Raw genomic sequence first — 17,027 nt, forward strand, 5'->3', positions numbered from 1 at the left:
GGCTAAATGGATTAAGTGTTATGTTTATCTACTCATAAAGACAGCCATTAATAAATGTAATATCGGTATTAATGTCAACGATTGTATTTATTCTTGAGTTTATGAATTAGGTTTTGCTCATTTAGTTGAAGTTTGGCAAAATAGATGATCTATTATAGGTGGGATAGTTGTTTGGAATTATGATGACAATAATTTCAATACTACTCATCAATATTGATATGAGTAATTAAACAGGAATGACATTAGGATGATTAACCAAATCAAACAAAAAATAAACGCAATACTTATAACAAGCTGTATAAGTGGGTTAGTTATTTGTTCTATGACGGTTAATGCTCAAGAAACTCAGCCAGAACAATCACCAACAGCAATAGAGATTAAAACTGATACTGATTTATCAAATCAACCATTAATAAATGATGAAACTAATTTTGTTGGTCCTGCTCAAGTTACTGAAAAAATCTATCATAAAACTACTTTTTCTTTGTTAGGTGAGCCTAAATATCCTGAAGATTTTGATCATCTTGATTATGTAAATCCAAAAGCACCAAAAGGTGGAACGATTAAACTTGCCGAAATAGGCACTTTTGATAATTTTAATCGCTATGCAAGCCGAGGTGCGCCAGAAAAGAACTCAGGATCATTATACGACACCCTTTTTACAAACTTAGCAGATGATATTACCAGTTTTTATCCACTAATTGCGACATCCGTTACCTATTCTGATAATTATCGTTGGGCGGAAGTTGCCATTAATCCCGATGCCCGTTTTCAAGATGGTAAATCGATTACGGCACATGATGTTGAATTTACCTTTCAAAAATTTATGACTGAAGGTGTTCCTCAATATCGTGTCTATAATCAGGGTATTACGGTTAAAGCGCTGGATGATTACCATGTGCGCATTGATTTACCTGAAACAGATCGAGAAAAGTTATTATCTTTTATTGGTAATATGCCTGTTATACCGCAACATTTTTGGCAAAATCATAATTTTGCAGAGCCAATTGTTACACCACCTGTGGGCAGCGGACCTTATTATATCAGTAATTATAAAATGGGACATTATGTGGTTTATCGACGCAATCCTAACTATTGGGCAAGTAATTTACCCGTTAATAAAGGGATGAATAATTTCGATGAAAAACGCATTGAATACTATATGGATAGTAGTATTTCATTAGAAGCTTTTAAAGCGGGTGAATATGATCTTCGTGGTGAGGGACAGCCTAAAAACTGGTTTACCCAATATCAAGGCCAATATTTTGATTCAAATAATATTATCAAACAGGAAAAACCGATTCAAACGGCTGTAGATACCAAATGGTTAGCGTTTAATTTGCAAAAAGATTTGTTTAATGATGTTAAAGTTCGTGAAGCAATTACTTTAGCGTTTGATTTTCAATGGTTAAATCATGCTTTTTATTATGATAGTTACAAAAGACCTTACAGTTTTTTTGAAAACACTATTTATGCGGCGATAGGTACGCCAAGTGAACAAGAGTTAAAATGGCTTAATCAATATAAAGATATTATTCCTGAACGGGCGTTTGATAATGCCTTTTACATTCCTAAAAGTGATGGTCTTGGATTTAATCGTGATAATTTATTAAAAGCGACTGATTTACTTCAACAAGCTGGATGGATTATTAAAGAAGGTAAACTCGTTAATGCTAAAACCAATCAACCTTTTGAATTTGAACTTGTTACATATCTTGGGGATGATATTAAATATGCAATACCTTTTCAGCAAAACTTAGCTCGTTTAGGTATTACCATGAAAATTGTGTCACTTGATTATGCTCAGTTTACACGCCGTTTGCGTGAGCGTGATTATGATATGATGCCACGTACTTATGGTGCTGAAAATTATCCCTCATCAGACTTAATGATCCTTTGGGGAAGTAACTATCTTAATTCATCATGGAATGCTTCAGGATTACATAATCCAGCAATTGATGGAATTATCGCTGAAATTACTAAAAATTTAGATAATCAAGCTCAGCTCATACCTCTTGGGCGCGCTCTTGATCGCATCTTAACTCAAGAATATCCTATGATTCCAATGTGGTATAACAGCAATACTTACTATGCATATTGGAACAAATTTGGGCAACCAGCTGTTCAACCCGCTTATGCTATTGGCGTAGATAGTTGGTGGTATGATGCAGATAAAGCAGCTAGCCTGACTAAAAATCGGAAAAATTAATATGCTTAATTATCTTATTCGACGATTATTACTCATTATTCCTACGCTGTTTGTTATTTTAACGATTAACTTCTTTATTGTACAAGTAGCGCCAGGTGGCCCAGTTGATCAAGCATTAGCACTGATTGAAAATGGTCCAGAAGCAGGACAAGCTATTTTGCCGGGAGGTGATAATAGCGCTGTAAAATTGCAGCAACCTAAAAATGAGTCAACTTATCGGGGATCGCGCGGGCTTGATCCACAAATTGTGGCTATGATCGAAAAACAGTACGGTTTTGATAAACCAATAATAGAACGTTATTTTGAAACATTAAAAAAATATGTCATGTTCGATTTTGGCAATAGCTTTTTTAAAAGTGAATCTGTAATAGGTTTAATTATTAAAAGTTTACCTGTTTCGATTTCACTCGGCCTTTGGAGTACCCTCATTGTCTATCTTATTTCGATTCCTTTAGGGATCCGCAAAGCGGTTAAAGATGGATCGGCTTTTGATTTTTGGTCAAGTACGTTAATCATTATTGGCTATGCGATACCCGCTTTTTTATTGGCGGTGTTACTCATTGTGCTGTTTGCCGGTGGAAGTTATTGGGATATTTTCCCATTACGAGGATTAGTTTCCAACCATTTTGAGCAGCTCGATTTTTGGGGTAAGGTAAAAGATTATGCTTGGCATATCTGTTTACCGACTATTGCAATGGTGATCAGTGGTTTTGCATCGTTAACCATGTTAACCAAAAATTCATTTTTAGATGAAATCCGTAAACAATATGTCATAACCGCTAGAGCCAAAGGTCTAAGCGAACGACAAATTCTTTATAAGCATGTATTTCGTAATGCAACTTTACTTATTGTATCGGGCTTTCCTGCTGCATTTGTCGGTATCTTATTTACCGGTTCGTTACTGATAGAAATTATTTTTTCACTCAATGGGCTTGGGCTATTGGGGTATGAGGCGATCATTCAACGAGACTACCCGATTATTTTTGGTTCGTTGTATATTTTTACGTTAATCGGACTAATTGCTAAACTATTATCCGATTTATCTTATATGATAATTGACCCACGCATAGACTTTGAGGCTCGCAATTGATGACTAGTAATTACTCTATTAATCAGCAACGTTGGCAACGATTTAAACACAATCGGCGTGGATACTATTCGCTTTGGTTGTTTATGATTTTTTTTGTAATTAGCCTGTTTTCTGATTTTATTGCTAACGATAAACCGATTTTTATTAAATATCAGGATAATTACTATTTACCTATTTTTCATTTTTATCCTGAAAGTGAATTCGGTGGACAATTTGATACTCAAACAAATTTTTTAGATCCGGCTGTGCAACATAAAATAGAAGCAGATGGTTGGATTTTATGGCCTCTATTTCGTTATAGCTATAATACGTTAATTTATGATACGCCAAGCACGTTTCCAACTTCACCATCACTTTCCCATTGGTTAGGTACGACCGATGCTGGTTTTGATGTATTGGCAAATATATTATATGGCTTTCGTATCTCTATGTTCTTTGCCATTTTATTAACACTCTTTACCACGATTATCTCAGTTATTATCGGCGCTGTTCAAGGTTATTATGGTGGCAAAGTTGATTTGATTGGACAACGTTTTATCGAAATTTGGTGTGGATTACCTGAGCTATTTGTGATTATTTTACTGGCGAGTATTTTACCCCTTGATTTTTGGTGGTTACTTGGAATAACAGTATTATTTGGTTGGATGGCTTTATCTGGAATTGTGCGTACTGAATTTTTGCGTACCCGTAATTTTGATTATATCCGTGCCGCCAAAGCAATGGGTGTCGGCGACAGCAAAATTATGTTTCGTCATATTTTACCGAATGCAATGGTTGCAACATTAACATTTTTACCTTTTATTTTATGTGGTTCAATTACGACATTAACTTCTCTGGATTTTCTAGGTTTTGGTTTACCAATTGATTCGCCATCTCTTGGTCGTTTGTTGCTACAAGGTAAAAATAATTTACAAGCACCTTGGCTTGGTATTAGTTCATTTTTAATTATTGCAACTTTGCTATCATTGCTTATTTTTATTGGTGAAGCAATCAGAGATGCTTTCGATCCAAACAAGGGAGTGTATCGATGAGTTCTACTTTATTATCTGTTGAGGATTTAAGTATTGCTTTCAAACGTGATACACAATCACAATCGCGTGTTGTAAGCAATGTTAGTTTTAATATTGATGAACAAGAAACACTTGCTTTGGTTGGTGAGTCAGGTTCAGGCAAAAGCGTAACTGCATTATCCATTTTACGTTTATTACGTAAAGAACAGGTGAGTTACCCAACGGGTGATATTTTATTTGCAGGGCAATCCTTGTTGCATGCACCCGATAAAGAGCTTCGTAAAATTCGTGGTAATCAAATTAGTATGATTTTCCAAGAACCGATGGTATCGCTCAATCCATTACATACTGTTGAAAAACAGCTTTATGAAGTACTTTCATTGCATCGTGGTATACGGCCTAATGCTGCCCGTAGCGAAATATTGCAATATCTTGATCGTGTTGGAATTAAAGAGCCTAAAAATAAATTATCTGCTTTTCCTCATCAGCTATCGGGTGGGGAGCGACAGCGAGTCATGATTGCCATGGCAATTCTAACTCACCCTAAATTATTAATTGCTGATGAACCTACCACCGCTTTGGATGTATCCGTACAAGCACAGATTATTCAATTGCTTAAAGAGCTTAAAAATGAATTGAATATGAGTTTGTTATTTATTTCGCATAACCTTGGTATTGTCAAAAAGTTAGCTGATAAAGTGGCCGTTATGCAACAAGGTAAAATTGTTGAATATAATAGTAAACAACGTATCTTTTTGCGTCCTGAACATGAATATACTCAAACCTTGCTAAATTCCGAACCAAGTGGCGATCCGGTTGTTTTGCCTCAAACGCCAGGAATATTGCTTAGCGTTAACCATCTTAATGTTGATATAATAACTAAAAAAAGGCTGTTTAGTCACGAACAAAAAAGAATTGTTGATAATGTAGGTTTGACGATACACCAAGGTGAAACAGTGGGTATTGTCGGCGAGTCGGGTTCAGGAAAAAGTACAACAGCTTTGGCTATTTTACGATTGATTAAATCTGAAGGTGAAATCTTATTTGATAGCCACCCAATACAGAATTTAACGGGTAAAAAACTGTTACCATTTAGAAGCCGAATGCAAGTTGTGTTCCAAGATCCATTTTCGTCACTCAATCCTCGTTTTAATGTTGAGCAAATTATTAGCGAAGGTTTAGTTACTCATAAAAAACTGAGAAAAAATGAACGTGAAAAAGCGGTAATTGAAATTATGCAAGAAGTCGGTCTCGATCCTGATTTACGTTTTCGTTATCCAACCGAATTTTCTGGGGGACAACGACAACGTATTGCTATCGCTCGAGCATTAATTTTACAACCAGAATTATTGATTTTAGATGAACCAACTTCATCTTTAGATCATACTATTCAAAAGCAAATCATTGAGTTACTCAAATCTCTACAGGAAAAACATCAGCTCAGTTATCTCTTTATTAGTCATGATTTAGCACTAATATATTCAATATGTCATCAAGTCATTGTTATGAAAGATGCACAAATTGTCGAGCAAGGTTCACGAGAAAAGATCTTTTATTCTTGCGAACATGAATATACCAAAGCGTTACTGTCATTTTTAGACAAACCTCATCGCAGAGGAAGCAGAACCCTCATTCATGCTGATAAAGCTGAAAAAATAGAAAAGGGTGATCACAAAAATGATAATTCACAAAATCAAAAACAAGAAAAAAAGGTCGATTGGGAAAATGCGCTATTAATGCGCAAAAAATAGTTGTACGTAAAGCTATGGTTGAATTTAGTTCACTGTTTGCCAATGGATGAATATTTATCTCTATTTATAGGTTAGTTATGAAAAAACAAACATTACCTTGTTCTATAACACTTTGCTCATTGTTACTTTCACCAACTGTAATGGCGTTAAGTTGCAGTGAAAATCTTACTCAAAATAGGGTTCAAGCAAATAATTATATTTTTCAAATTTTGGATTTTATTGATTTACCCGCTCAAGGAATTAAACAAGAAGTTAGAACATCAACAACAATAATTAATAATCGTAATGAGTCAACAGCTAAACAGATTCTCAATTATGATGAAAATGGATTAATTACTCAAAGCCAATATATTTTGTTCTCGGATGATAATAAACGTGTTTATTCCGAAAATTTGCAAAAAACAACCGCCGGTTGGGAAAACTTTATTGAAGATCTGGAATATAAAACAAGCAGTATCATTCAATTTAAAACCGATGAACAAGGTAAAATCGTTGAGTCACAACAAGCAAAAAAAGCGTTAGACTTTATCTTCACTGAAACGGATAGTTACCAATATGATAGTAACAATTGTCTGATTAGCAAACAGGTACAATGGAAAGTTAAAGGGATTGATGATGAGGGTAAATTTACCGGTGTTGATCAAAATGGTACGTCATCTTATACCTTTAATTATCAACAACAGCAATTAGCTAAAGTTTTATATCAGTTCAGTAATAATACCCAAAATGAAAGTAACTTTTCATATCAATACGATAATCAATATCGCTTAACTGCAATACAATCAGCTTATCTATCGGCAAACAAAGATGAAGTGAATTATACCACTCAATTCTTAACCTTCGATGGTAAAAACGATTGGCTCACCGCGACTAAAATAAGACACGATCAAAAAAATAAACAAACTAATATTGTTAGAGAAATGACCTATTACTGATGTTTAACATTAATCAGCGTTATCCAACTGGATAACGCTTTTTATCGATTAATTATATCAAACTCTATTTTAGTTAACTTCGGACAAACAAAATATAAACGGCATGCATAGTCCATGCAAGGGCTAGCGCAACGGTAAGTATTTTTTCACGTTTTGGATGGATATTATGCTGATGCAAAATAGTAATAATCTTCTGTAATGCGCACCAAATCGGCAATGAAATCATTAAAAATAAAAATAATTTACCCGTTTCTGTATTTACTACTTTAAGTATATAAGAACGTGTTGTTGCATTACCAAAAGGAATAATAAATGCAATTATTATCATGATGACAGGCAAAAATATCGCAGCCCATGTGCCACCTAAAACAAATAATCCTTTTGCAAGACTTCCCTTTGAATGTGTAGTTTGAATTTCTTGATTTTTCATCGGATAAATACCATCTATTTTAAAACAAATAACACTAAGCAAATTGAAATAGCGATTGTCACTAACCATAAACCGATAGTGAATAAATAATCTTGTGCTCTCTTATTTGATCTTGTTGAAAAAATAACTTTAGGGACTAAATTAAACCAACTTATTGAATGGCAAATAGCAACCAATAATGCTAGGCAATTGAGCACAACAACAAAAGGACTACGTAAAAAGAAGATAAAGCGGTAAAACTCATCTTGTCCCATACTATTGGTATACATGCATATTACGCCATACATCAACATTAAACTGCCCCAAAGTATCGCAAAGGGAATTAATTTGTTAATGATTGAACAAAATCGAGATTGTTTTTGTGGTAAATCACTATATTCAGACTGATTACTGATATTACTTATATTATTATGTGATTGATAATTATCATTACTTTTTTTAATCATAACTTTCTCAATGTGGGTACCATTATTAGGTAGTTAACGTTTTTAGAGTTTAGTTAAGTATTATAAACATTAAGCTATCCAAACCGTCAAATTAAAGTCGCACATAATATCGGCTTTTGACCTAACAACACTAGGCAGAAAGTGCGTTAAAGGTCAATAGCCATAATCTTAAAATATTGAGTTATCAAATAAATATAAAGAATAGATAAAAAACAAAAAAATTTAAAAAAAGGAAGCTAAGCTCACATTTTTTAAAATTGATATTCGTTAAACTAATAATAACGTTTTATCTATTTAATTTTGAAATGAAAATCCCCACGAGAGTGGGGAACTGAACTGACTTTAATTATCACTTGCTATTGATTTAACCCTATTAATATAAGGAACAGTAATTACAAAAGATGTGATTATAGCATATAGAAAATTATTATCATAATTATTATCAGATATCTTAAAAAATTGTTATCACTAGCTATCTTTATTTTTCTTGTCTATGCCAAAATTATATGCTAAATTAAAAATGGCTAGAACAAACTGGCTAAATATTATCAGCATTGAATGAAATAGCCATTAGGCGTGCAACCTGTGATTATATATGCATTGCTGATATTTACAAACAACTATTTAACTATTAACCCAAGGAGGTTGATAATGAGTTTGATAAAATATTTTTTTGGTTCAAAATATCAGTTAGGTATCAGTGATAAATTTCGAATAAAAATATGGCGTTTTGAAATTAAACAGAAAATAGGTGAACATGAGACTCGATCCTATAGTTTAACTATACAAAAACAAATTCATTAAAATTTATTTTTTATGAAAACCGATAAGCGGCGTAGTGTAAAATGCCGCTTATTATAAATAAAAAAGGAGTAGATTTTGTTCTCGTTATCATTGTTAGATGAAAAATGGATTCCTGTAAGACATTTTAATGGTCAAATAAGTAAAATTAAGCCCAGTCAGTTAGTTGATGAAACCATTTCCGATTTAGCCTATTTTAGACCTGATTTTCAAGGTGCTGCATACCAATTTCTTATTGGTTTACTGCAAACTGCTTTTTACCCCAAAAATAATGATGAATGGTTAGACTATTGGGATGAGGGTATAGTCCAATCGCAGTTAGATAAAGCATTTGAACAAGCTAAACCAGCAATGCAATTTGGTGCTGCTAAACCTGCTTTTATGCAAGACTTTACACCATTAAATGGTAATAAAATGCCAATATCGAGTTTATTGGTTGAGGCACCTGGTGAAAATGCATTAAAGAAAAATATGGATCATTTTATTAAGCGGGATTTTGTTAAGGCTATCTGTCCACATTGTGCAGTTATGGCATTATTTACTTTACAAACTAATGCCCCATCGGGTGGACAAGGGCATCGAGTCAGTTTGCGAGGCGGAGGACCAATTACCACGTTAATAATGCCTGATCTGAACTCGCCAACACCATTATGGAAAAAGTTATGGTTAAATGTAGTGCCACTTAATGATGATGAAAAACCACAACGCTATGATGAAACCGTCTTTCCATGGTTAAACAAAACTATAACCAGTGAGCCGCCCAAAAATTTAAGTGTATATCCTGAACAAGCTAATTTTTGTCAAGCTTTTTGGGGTATGCCTCGCCGAATTGAGCTCGATTTTGACAATATAACGCAAGGCCATTGTGATCTTTGTGGTGAGGAGTCGTCCGAACTTATTAGCCATTATCAAACTAAAAATTATGGTGTTCAATATCAAAACTGGCTTCATCCTTTATCTCCTTATCGAACAGACAGTAAAACGGGGGCTCCAATTGCCATCAAAGGTCAGCCTGGAGGGTTAATTTATCGCGATTGGTTAGGAATGGTTACTACTAATGATGAAAACCAATCTGCCCATGTTGTTATCGTTCATAATTATCGTGACTTGGAATCTACCCAAGAATATCACCTTTGGTGTTTTGGTTATGATTTTGACAATATGAAGGCTCGCTGCTGGTACGAACATAACTTTCCTGTCTATCCAATATTTGCTGACCCAGATAGCGATATTAAAGAGTTAATAGCACTAGCACTTGAGTTTAGTAAAGATACTTTACCAATACTACGTAAAGCCTTGGCTAGTATTAATAAACAATCAAGTTCCGTTGATATCGCTTATTGGAAAGAAACTGAAATACCTTTTTATGAATTTGTTAAACAACTTATTGAACAAAAAAATAACCCAAATGGTCGCTTTCATTTATTGTTAGATTGGACAAATATCTTATTAAAACATATCACCCAAATTTACGATAAGGCTGCTTTTTCAGATCCAGATCAGCGATTGATCAGTTCCGAAAAAATCACTACAAAAGAAAAGCTACTTAAAGATTTTAACAAACTTAAAAATATCAAAAAGATTCAAAATAATAAACCGTCTTGCATTTCATGTAGGGAGAACAACATGTCAGATACTACCCCAAAAGAGCTGATCATCTTAAATGATAACCATAAAAAGATTATTGATGAATGGTTTTCTATGTTGCAGCAACGGCAAGGTAAATTCAATGGTATTACTTATAATGGACGCAAATTGCGGGCTGAATTACGTCGAGATTTATTATCTGATTTTATATTTTTACAAGATGGCTACACTATTTTAGCTAATAAACTTATTAATAACGACAGTAAATTAGCTCAAACAGAAGTTCATTATTATGCATTAAAGATATTTGCTAATGTGGCTGCTTTTGCAGAAAAGAATAATGATAAATCGCCATTTGCTTCACAATTAAGTGAAAAAGTAAAGGGTGGCGAACGTAATTATTTATCTGAACTGCGATTTGAACGTCTTCTTGCCAGTGAAACCCCTGAAGAATTTTGTCAGGGTTTAATTCGAGCTGTAAAGTTACGAGGTGAAAAAGGGGTTAATCTAACTTCCCTTGCTGATGGCATCTTTTTATGGATGCAAGAGTGGGATGCACGTGAACATAATTGGCCTGCTGATACTAACCCGTATAAACGCCTTTCTGTTCGTTGGGCAATGGACTACTTTTCAACTAAAAATAATACTAATACTAAGGAATAATCATCATGACTACATTTATTCAATTACATCTATTAACCGCTTATGCTCCCTCAAACTTAAACCGTGATGATTTAGGTCGACCTAAAACCGCTAAAATGGGTAATACTGACCGTTTACGTATTTCGTCACAAAGCTTAAAAAGAGCTTGGCGAACCTCTGACTTTTTTTATCAATCATTGAGTGATCATATTGGCATTCGTTCACGTCGTTTTGCTCGAGATTGGGTGTATAAACCAATGATTGATAATGGTATATCTGAAAAAATAGCTAAAGAAAGTGCAATTAAAATAGCCGGTCAGTTTGGTAAAGTAAAAAATGAAAAATCACCAAAGGATCCATTGAGTAATTTAGAAATCGAACAATTGGTACATATTAGTAGTAATGAACAACAAGCAATTAAACAATTAATTGATTTATTAATTAGTGAAAAACGCGAGCCTACCGATAACGAAGTTAAATTATTGCGTAAAGAAAATAGTAGTATTGATATTGCATTATTCGGACGAATGTTAGCAGATAGCCCGGCATTTAATATTGAAGCTGCGTGTCAAGTTTCTCATGCCTTAGGCGTAAGTACCGTAACCATTGAGGATGATTTTTTTACTGCTGTTGATGATTTAAATAATAATGATGTTGATGCCGGTTCAGCGCATTTGGGTAGCCGTGGATTTGCCTCTGCACTGTTTTATACTTATGTCTGTATCAGTCGTGATTTACTATTAGAAAATTTAAATGGCGATGAAGTACTGGTTGAAAAAACCTTAAAAGCTTTAACTGAATCAGCAACAAAAGTAGCACCAACCGGTATGCAAAATAGTTTCGCTTCACGGGCATATACTTCCTACTTATTGATAGAAAAAGGGAGTCAACAACCTCGCTCTTTAGCGATAGCTTATTTTAATCCAATTCGTAGTCAAGATCTGATTAATGATGCCATTACCCGTTTAGAAGATCAACGTGATAAATTTGATAAAGTTTATGGCCAATGTGCTGATAGTCGCTATGTTCTCAATAGTGAAACAGGAGAAGGAACCCTTAGCGCGGCATTAGATTTTGTTGCGCAAAAATAGGAGAGCCGACAAGATGATCAACCATCTTATTTTTCAGATTTATGCCCCTTTTACCTCTTGGGGCGAACCTGCTGTTGGCGAAGTTCGCCACAGCAATATTATTCCCTCTCGCTCTACTTTATTGGGATTAATCTCGGCGGCGCTTGGAATTCGACGTGATGATAATCAAATTGATAATTTTAATCAGCATTATCATTTTGCGATTCGTCCTTTTATTGCTCATAATAGCTGGTTTAGAGATTTTCATACCTTTCAAGCTCCGAGAGCTAACAAAAAGCTAGTCTGGTATACGCGTTTTGATGAAATCCGACAAAATCCCCTTGATCTAGAAACTTTATTATCACAGCGTGAATATTATAATGATGTTTACTATCAAATTGTAATGTCTGAAACTGAAAATGCACCCTATAGTTTAACCCAAATACAACAAGCATTACTTAACCCCATTTTTCCATTATACGCAGGAAGGAAAAACTCACCTTTATCGTTGCCGTTATCGCCTATCTTGTATCTAGGAACATTGAGTGAGGCTTTTATTTTTGCAGACAAGCATTATCAAGAGTGTCATCGTCAAGATCCGGTTATTGATAAATTAGTCGAAAGCAAGGCTGATGAATATTATTGGGAACAGACTAATCAAGAAGATCACTTTAAGGTAATTAAAATTCAGCTTCGGAAAGATCAACCAATAAGTCGTGAGCGCAGGCAATTTAGTTGTCGTCTGCAGTTTTCAGGTAATTTGAAAGGGAGTGAATAAATGTATTTTTCTCGAGTTACTTTAAAACTAAACCAACTTCCTTATGTTATGCAACAGAAAATGCAAAATTCGGGACCTTATGCAATTCATCAATGGTTATGGCAACTCTTTCCTAATCAAGAAAAACGTACTTTTTTATTTCGTGAAGAGCGAATTGGTAAAGGTTATCAATATTATCTATTATCGGAAGTAGCACCACTTTCAAATCATCAGTTTTTTTTAATAGAAACTAAACCGTATCAACCAAAATTAATCGCTGGAATGAGATTGTTTTTTTCACTGCGGGCAAATCCAGTAGTGTTTAAAAATGGTAAGCGTAGTGATGTGTTGATGAACGCTAAATATCCGATTAAAAAACAAAGGTTAAAAATAGAAACTAATGAGATAAAAATTCGCCAAAATCAAGCTGCAATAAATTGGTTAATTAAACAGAGTGAAACCAGAGGATTTTCATTATTAACGACTAATGATCAACAAGTAAATTGTGCAGTAATTAGTTATGTCCAACAGCAATTTATTAAAAAAAGTAATCTTAAACCAATTATATACAGTAGCGTTGATTATCAAGGCGTGTTGACGGTGACGGATGCTGAATTGTTTTTAAATACCATCTATCAAGGAATTGGCAAAAGTAAAGGATTTGGTTGTGGTTTATTCTTGATAAAACATTATCAATAGGATAAACGGTTATGGTTTTTATTCCACTTAATCCCATTCCTTTAAAAAATAGAACTTCAATGATTTTTTTGCAATATGGACAAATTGATGTTCTAGATGGAGCGTTTGTATTAATTGATAAAACAGGCATTAGGACTCATATTCCAGTGGGTTCTATCGCTTGCATAATGTTAGAACCGGGCACCAGAGTTTCACATGCTGCTATCAAATTGGCCGCAATGGTTGGAACTCTGCTCGTTTGGGTAGGTGAAGCAGGCGTCAGAATGTATTCATCGGGGCAACCCGGTGGAGCAAGATCTGACAAACTGCTTTACCAAGCTAAATTGGCATTAGATGATGATTTACGTTTAAAAGTGGTCAAAAAAATGTTTGAGTTACGATTTGGCGAACCTGCACCTAGTCGTCGTTCAATTGATCAGTTACGAGGTATTGAAGGATCGCGCGTACGTGAAACTTATTCATTACTGGCTAAACGTTATCATGTTAAATGGCACGGAAGAAAATACGACCCTAAAGATTGGCAAAAAGGAGATACGGTTAATCAATGTATAAGTGCAGCCACATCTTGCTTATATGGGATCACCGAAGCGGCTGTTTTAGCGGCTGGCTATGCTCCAGCAATCGGATTTGTACATAGTGGAAAACCACTCTCATTTGTTTATGATATTGCCGATATTATTAAGTTTGATACCGTTGTTCCCAAAGCGTTTGAAATAGCCGCAAAAAACAAGATTGATGCTGATCGGGAGGTTCGTGTGGCCTGTCGTGAAATTTTTAGAAGCCAGAAGACATTAGCAATATTAATTCCGCTTATTGAAGAAGTTTTGTCTGCTGGTGGTATAAAACCGCCTCTACCACATGATGATGTCCAACCACCCGCTATCCCAGAACCTCAATCTTTAGCCGATAGTGGCTTTAGGAGCCGCTAATATGAGTATGTGTGTTGTGGTAACTGAAAATGTTCCACCTCGATTACGTGGTCGTTTAGCAATTTGGTTACTTGAAATTAGAGCCGGAGTTTATATCGGTGACATATCAAAACCAATAAGAGAAATGATATGGCAACAAATTGTTGAATTTTCGGAAGAAGGCAATGTTGTCCTTGCTTGGGCGACTAATACAGAATCAGGATTTGACTTCCAAACTTATGGTGCTAATAGAAGGGTTCCGGTAGATTTAGATGGATTAAGATTAGTCTCTTTTTTACCTATTAATAATCAATAGGTTAATGTTATTTAAAAATATGAAAAAATTGGTAGATTTTTTGGGTGCCAATAAATCTAAATAAAACAATTATATATATTTAGAGTGTTCCCTGTATACACAGGGATAAACCGTGTTCATACGTTTGGATTGCCTCAATACGTCAGTGTTCCCTGTATACACAGGGATAAACCGTAGATAGCGAGCCAGAGCTATTTTTTAAATTAGTGTTCCCTGTATACACAGGGATAAACCGTGTAGTCCAATCCAACGCGGCGCATGAATCGGGTGTTCCCTGTATACACAGGGATAAACCGACAACACCTTCCCAGTCCAAACACTCCCTGAGGTGTTCCCTGTATACACAGGGATAAACCGCCCAATTGATTTCAGAAAAATTAGGGTATGATCGTGTTCCCTGTATACACAGGGATATGTAGTTAGATTAATTAGGTAAAATAATGAAAAGCCTTTAGCTACAAGGCTATAAGCATATACTCTCCTTAAAGTCTTCATAACGTTTTAACTTTATTTCTTTACCAATATAGGCATATATTCACTTTTATATTTTTATGAATATAAAAAATCGAATGAGATTTATTAAAAATCTTAAATAGTTATGAAGTTCATTTTAAAACATGAATATTGAAAGTAACTGTTAACTAAACTAATAATCAAAAATAGCGTACAATAGAGCGTTATTAAACATATGATCATCATAAATAGTTTAGGAATTTAGCATGACAGGCAAATTTATTGTCATTGAAGGTCTTGAAGGTGCGGGTAAAACGACAGCAGTTAATACCGTTGCTCGTATTTTGAATCAATATAACATTTGCGATTTACAATTTACTCGTGAACCAGGTGGTACACCAATTGCTGAAGCATTACGCAATCTTATTAAAAATGGTTTGGATGATGAACCTTTGACGGATAAAGCCGAATTGTTGATGTTATATGCCGCTCGTATTCAATTGATTGATAATGTGATTAAGCCTGCTCTTAATGCTGATAAATGGGTTATTGGTGATCGGCATGATTTATCAACGCAAGCTTATCAAGGCGGTGGTCGCCAGTTAGATAAAGTTTTTATCACCACATTAAAAGAGCAAGTTTTAGGTAATTTTAAGCCGGATTTAACGTTATATTTAGATATTGAACCACAAATTGGTTTAATGCGTGCTAGGGCAAGAGGTGAACTCGATCGTATTGAACAACAATCATTACCTTTTTTTGAGCGAATTCGTCAACGTTATTTAGAACTGGCAAATCAAGATGAAACCATTTTTACCATTGATGCATCTAAATCAATCAATCAGGTGACAATGCAAATTGAACAGATCCTAACAACATGGTTAACACAACAGGTTACTAATGTATGATTTTAAATGATTATCCTTGGCTGATATCGCCTTATCAACAATTTGCTGAAGGAATTATACATAAAAAAACTCATCATGCGTTATTGATTAATTACCTGCAAGGAAGTGGTGAAGATGAGTTCATTAATATGGTGGCTAATCGTTTATTATGTTTGTCTGGAGAGCAATTAGAACCTTGTTCAAGTTGCCACAGTTGTAAGTTATTTATGTCCCATCATCATCCGGATTTTTACATCATAACGAATGAACAAGATAAACAATCTATTGGTATTGATCAAATTCGAAAAATTACCACTAAAGTGTACGAAAAATCCCAACAAGGTGGCAATAAAGTTATTTGGATTAAGCGGGCTGCTTTAATGACAGAAGCTGCAGCTAATGCATTACTTAAAACATTAGAAGAGCCTCCAGAAAATACCTACTTTATTTTAAGTGATGAGCATAATAGCCATTTATTACCAACAATTCATAGTCGTTGTTTTTCTTATTTTTTATCTGTACCTAAATTGGAGCAATCCATCGAGTGGTTAAAAAAGAAACATAATCAGCAAAGTAGCGATAATGAGCTTGCCTCTGCGCTGTTATTGAGCGAAAATGCGCCATTAGCTGCACTAGCTTTACTAAAACCAGAAAAGTGGCAGCAAAGAAAAGCATTTTGTGACCATTTATTACGTGTTGTACCTCATAATGATTATTGGCAACTTGCAAAAACATTTGATAATGAAGAATTTATTGAATGTATTATTTGGTTTTGTGCTTTATTAAGCGATGCATTAAAGGCAAAACAAAAAGCTGGTCGTTTTATTGTTAATCGTGATCAAGTACCATTAGTAAGATTATTAGCAACTAAAAGCAATGAAAAAATTTCTGCACTGTATGAATTATGGCTGCAGGCTAGGCGTTTATTATTGTCTGTAACAGGGCTAAATAAAGAATTAATTGTTTATAATGTGCTAGCTCAGTCTGAGATGATTAGTAATTAAGGCGTTAATATACTTTCTAAAGAACTTTCAGG

The 17,027-nt window shown here is 34.5% G+C and carries 16 protein-coding genes and 1 CRISPR repeat array; of the genes, 14 read left to right on the plus strand and 2 right to left on the minus strand.

Annotated features, from left to right (window positions below):
- The first annotated feature begins 247 nt into the window (after nt 1-247).
- The 5 genes from AC5LW9_RS03405 to AC5LW9_RS03425 all read left to right on the plus strand — a co-directional run bounded on the left by AC5LW9_RS03405 (nt 248) and on the right by AC5LW9_RS03425 (nt 6,995).
- Nucleotides 248-2,209, plus strand: a complete 1,962-nt coding sequence (locus AC5LW9_RS03405; RefSeq protein ID WP_493456328.1) for an extracellular solute-binding protein — start codon at nt 248-250, stop codon at nt 2,207-2,209.
- A 1-nt stretch (nt 2,210) separates the two neighbouring features.
- Nucleotides 2,211-3,299, plus strand: a complete 1,089-nt coding sequence (locus AC5LW9_RS03410) for a microcin C ABC transporter permease YejB (RefSeq protein ID WP_086308514.1) — start codon at nt 2,211-2,213, stop codon at nt 3,297-3,299.
- The gene (locus tag AC5LW9_RS03415) at nt 3,299-4,330 is read left to right on the plus strand and encodes an ABC transporter permease (RefSeq protein WP_065737802.1); all 1,032 of its coding nucleotides are present in this window, start codon (nt 3,299-3,301) and stop codon (nt 4,328-4,330) included. The genes AC5LW9_RS03410 and AC5LW9_RS03415 overlap by 1 nt, the downstream gene beginning before the upstream one ends.
- On the plus strand, nt 4,327-6,060 hold the full coding sequence (gene yejF, locus AC5LW9_RS03420; RefSeq protein WP_493456329.1) for a microcin C ABC transporter ATP-binding protein YejF: 1,734 nt from the start codon (nt 4,327-4,329) through the stop codon (nt 6,058-6,060). Before AC5LW9_RS03415 ends, yejF begins: the two co-directional genes overlap by 4 nt.
- A 77-nt stretch (nt 6,061-6,137) precedes the next feature.
- Complete coding sequence (locus AC5LW9_RS03425; protein WP_493456330.1) at nt 6,138-6,995, plus strand: hypothetical protein; 858 nt, start codon at nt 6,138-6,140, stop codon at nt 6,993-6,995.
- A gap of 73 nt (nt 6,996-7,068) precedes the next feature.
- On the opposite strand, the gene frdD is transcribed toward AC5LW9_RS03425, so the two are convergent.
- Together frdD and AC5LW9_RS03435 are read right to left on the minus strand one after the other, a co-directional pair.
- Entirely contained in the window at nt 7,069-7,425 is a 357-nt protein-coding gene (gene frdD, locus AC5LW9_RS03430) for a fumarate reductase subunit FrdD (RefSeq protein ID WP_493456331.1), read from the minus strand.
- A 14-nt stretch (nt 7,426-7,439) separates the two neighbouring features.
- Nucleotides 7,440-7,871 (minus strand): succinate dehydrogenase/fumarate reductase transmembrane subunit, encoded by a 432-nt coding sequence (locus AC5LW9_RS03435; protein WP_493456332.1) that lies wholly within the window; start codon nt 7,869-7,871, stop codon nt 7,440-7,442.
- A gap of 651 nt (nt 7,872-8,522) precedes the next feature.
- On the opposite strand from AC5LW9_RS03435, the gene AC5LW9_RS03440 reads away from it, so the two are divergent.
- The 9 genes from AC5LW9_RS03440 to holB all read left to right on the plus strand — a co-directional run bounded on the left by AC5LW9_RS03440 (nt 8,523) and on the right by holB (nt 16,995).
- Nucleotides 8,523-8,675 carry a hypothetical protein gene (locus AC5LW9_RS03440; RefSeq protein ID WP_493456333.1) on the plus strand — a complete coding sequence of 51 codons (153 nt, stop codon included), beginning with the start codon at nt 8,523-8,525 and terminating at the stop codon, nt 8,673-8,675.
- Between the two features lie 75 nt (nt 8,676-8,750).
- A complete protein-coding gene (gene casA, locus AC5LW9_RS03445) occupies nt 8,751-10,922 on the plus strand; it encodes a type I-E CRISPR-associated protein Cse1/CasA (RefSeq protein ID WP_493456334.1) in 2,172 nt (723 codons plus the stop codon).
- Nucleotides 10,923-10,927: 5 nt separating this feature from the next.
- Nucleotides 10,928-11,992: a type I-E CRISPR-associated protein Cas7/Cse4/CasC gene (gene cas7e / locus AC5LW9_RS03450; protein WP_493456335.1), complete on the plus strand. Its 1,065-nt coding sequence runs from the start codon at nt 10,928-10,930 to the stop codon at nt 11,990-11,992.
- Between the two features lie 13 nt (nt 11,993-12,005).
- A complete protein-coding gene (gene cas5e / locus AC5LW9_RS03455; protein WP_493456336.1) occupies nt 12,006-12,749 on the plus strand; it encodes a type I-E CRISPR-associated protein Cas5/CasD in 744 nt (247 codons plus the stop codon).
- Nucleotides 12,750-13,427: a type I-E CRISPR-associated protein Cas6/Cse3/CasE gene (gene cas6e / locus AC5LW9_RS03460; RefSeq protein ID WP_493456337.1), complete on the plus strand. Its 678-nt coding sequence runs from the start codon at nt 12,750-12,752 to the stop codon at nt 13,425-13,427. It abuts the gene before it with no gap.
- A gap of 11 nt (nt 13,428-13,438) precedes the next feature.
- Nucleotides 13,439-14,356: a type I-E CRISPR-associated endonuclease Cas1e gene (gene cas1e, locus AC5LW9_RS03465; RefSeq protein ID WP_493456338.1), complete on the plus strand. Its 918-nt coding sequence runs from the start codon at nt 13,439-13,441 to the stop codon at nt 14,354-14,356.
- 1 nt (nt 14,357) lies between these two features.
- A complete protein-coding gene (cas2e, locus tag AC5LW9_RS03470) occupies nt 14,358-14,651 on the plus strand; it encodes a type I-E CRISPR-associated endoribonuclease Cas2e (protein WP_493456339.1) in 294 nt (97 codons plus the stop codon).
- Between the two features lie 84 nt (nt 14,652-14,735).
- Nucleotides 14,736-15,070: a CRISPR direct-repeat array (repeat unit 29 nt; unit sequence GTGTTCCCTGTATACACAGGGATAAACCG).
- Nucleotides 15,071-15,370: 300 nt separating this feature from the next.
- Complete coding sequence (tmk, locus tag AC5LW9_RS03475; protein ID WP_198226268.1) at nt 15,371-16,012, plus strand: dTMP kinase; 642 nt, start codon at nt 15,371-15,373, stop codon at nt 16,010-16,012.
- Nucleotides 16,009-16,995 carry a DNA polymerase III subunit delta' gene (gene holB / locus AC5LW9_RS03480; protein ID WP_198226270.1) on the plus strand — a complete coding sequence of 329 codons (987 nt, stop codon included), beginning with the start codon at nt 16,009-16,011 and terminating at the stop codon, nt 16,993-16,995. The genes tmk and holB overlap by 4 nt, the downstream gene beginning before the upstream one ends.
- Nucleotides 16,996-17,027 lie beyond the last annotated feature (32 nt).

This window comes from Gilliamella sp. LMG 34360 (assembly GCF_984568995.1).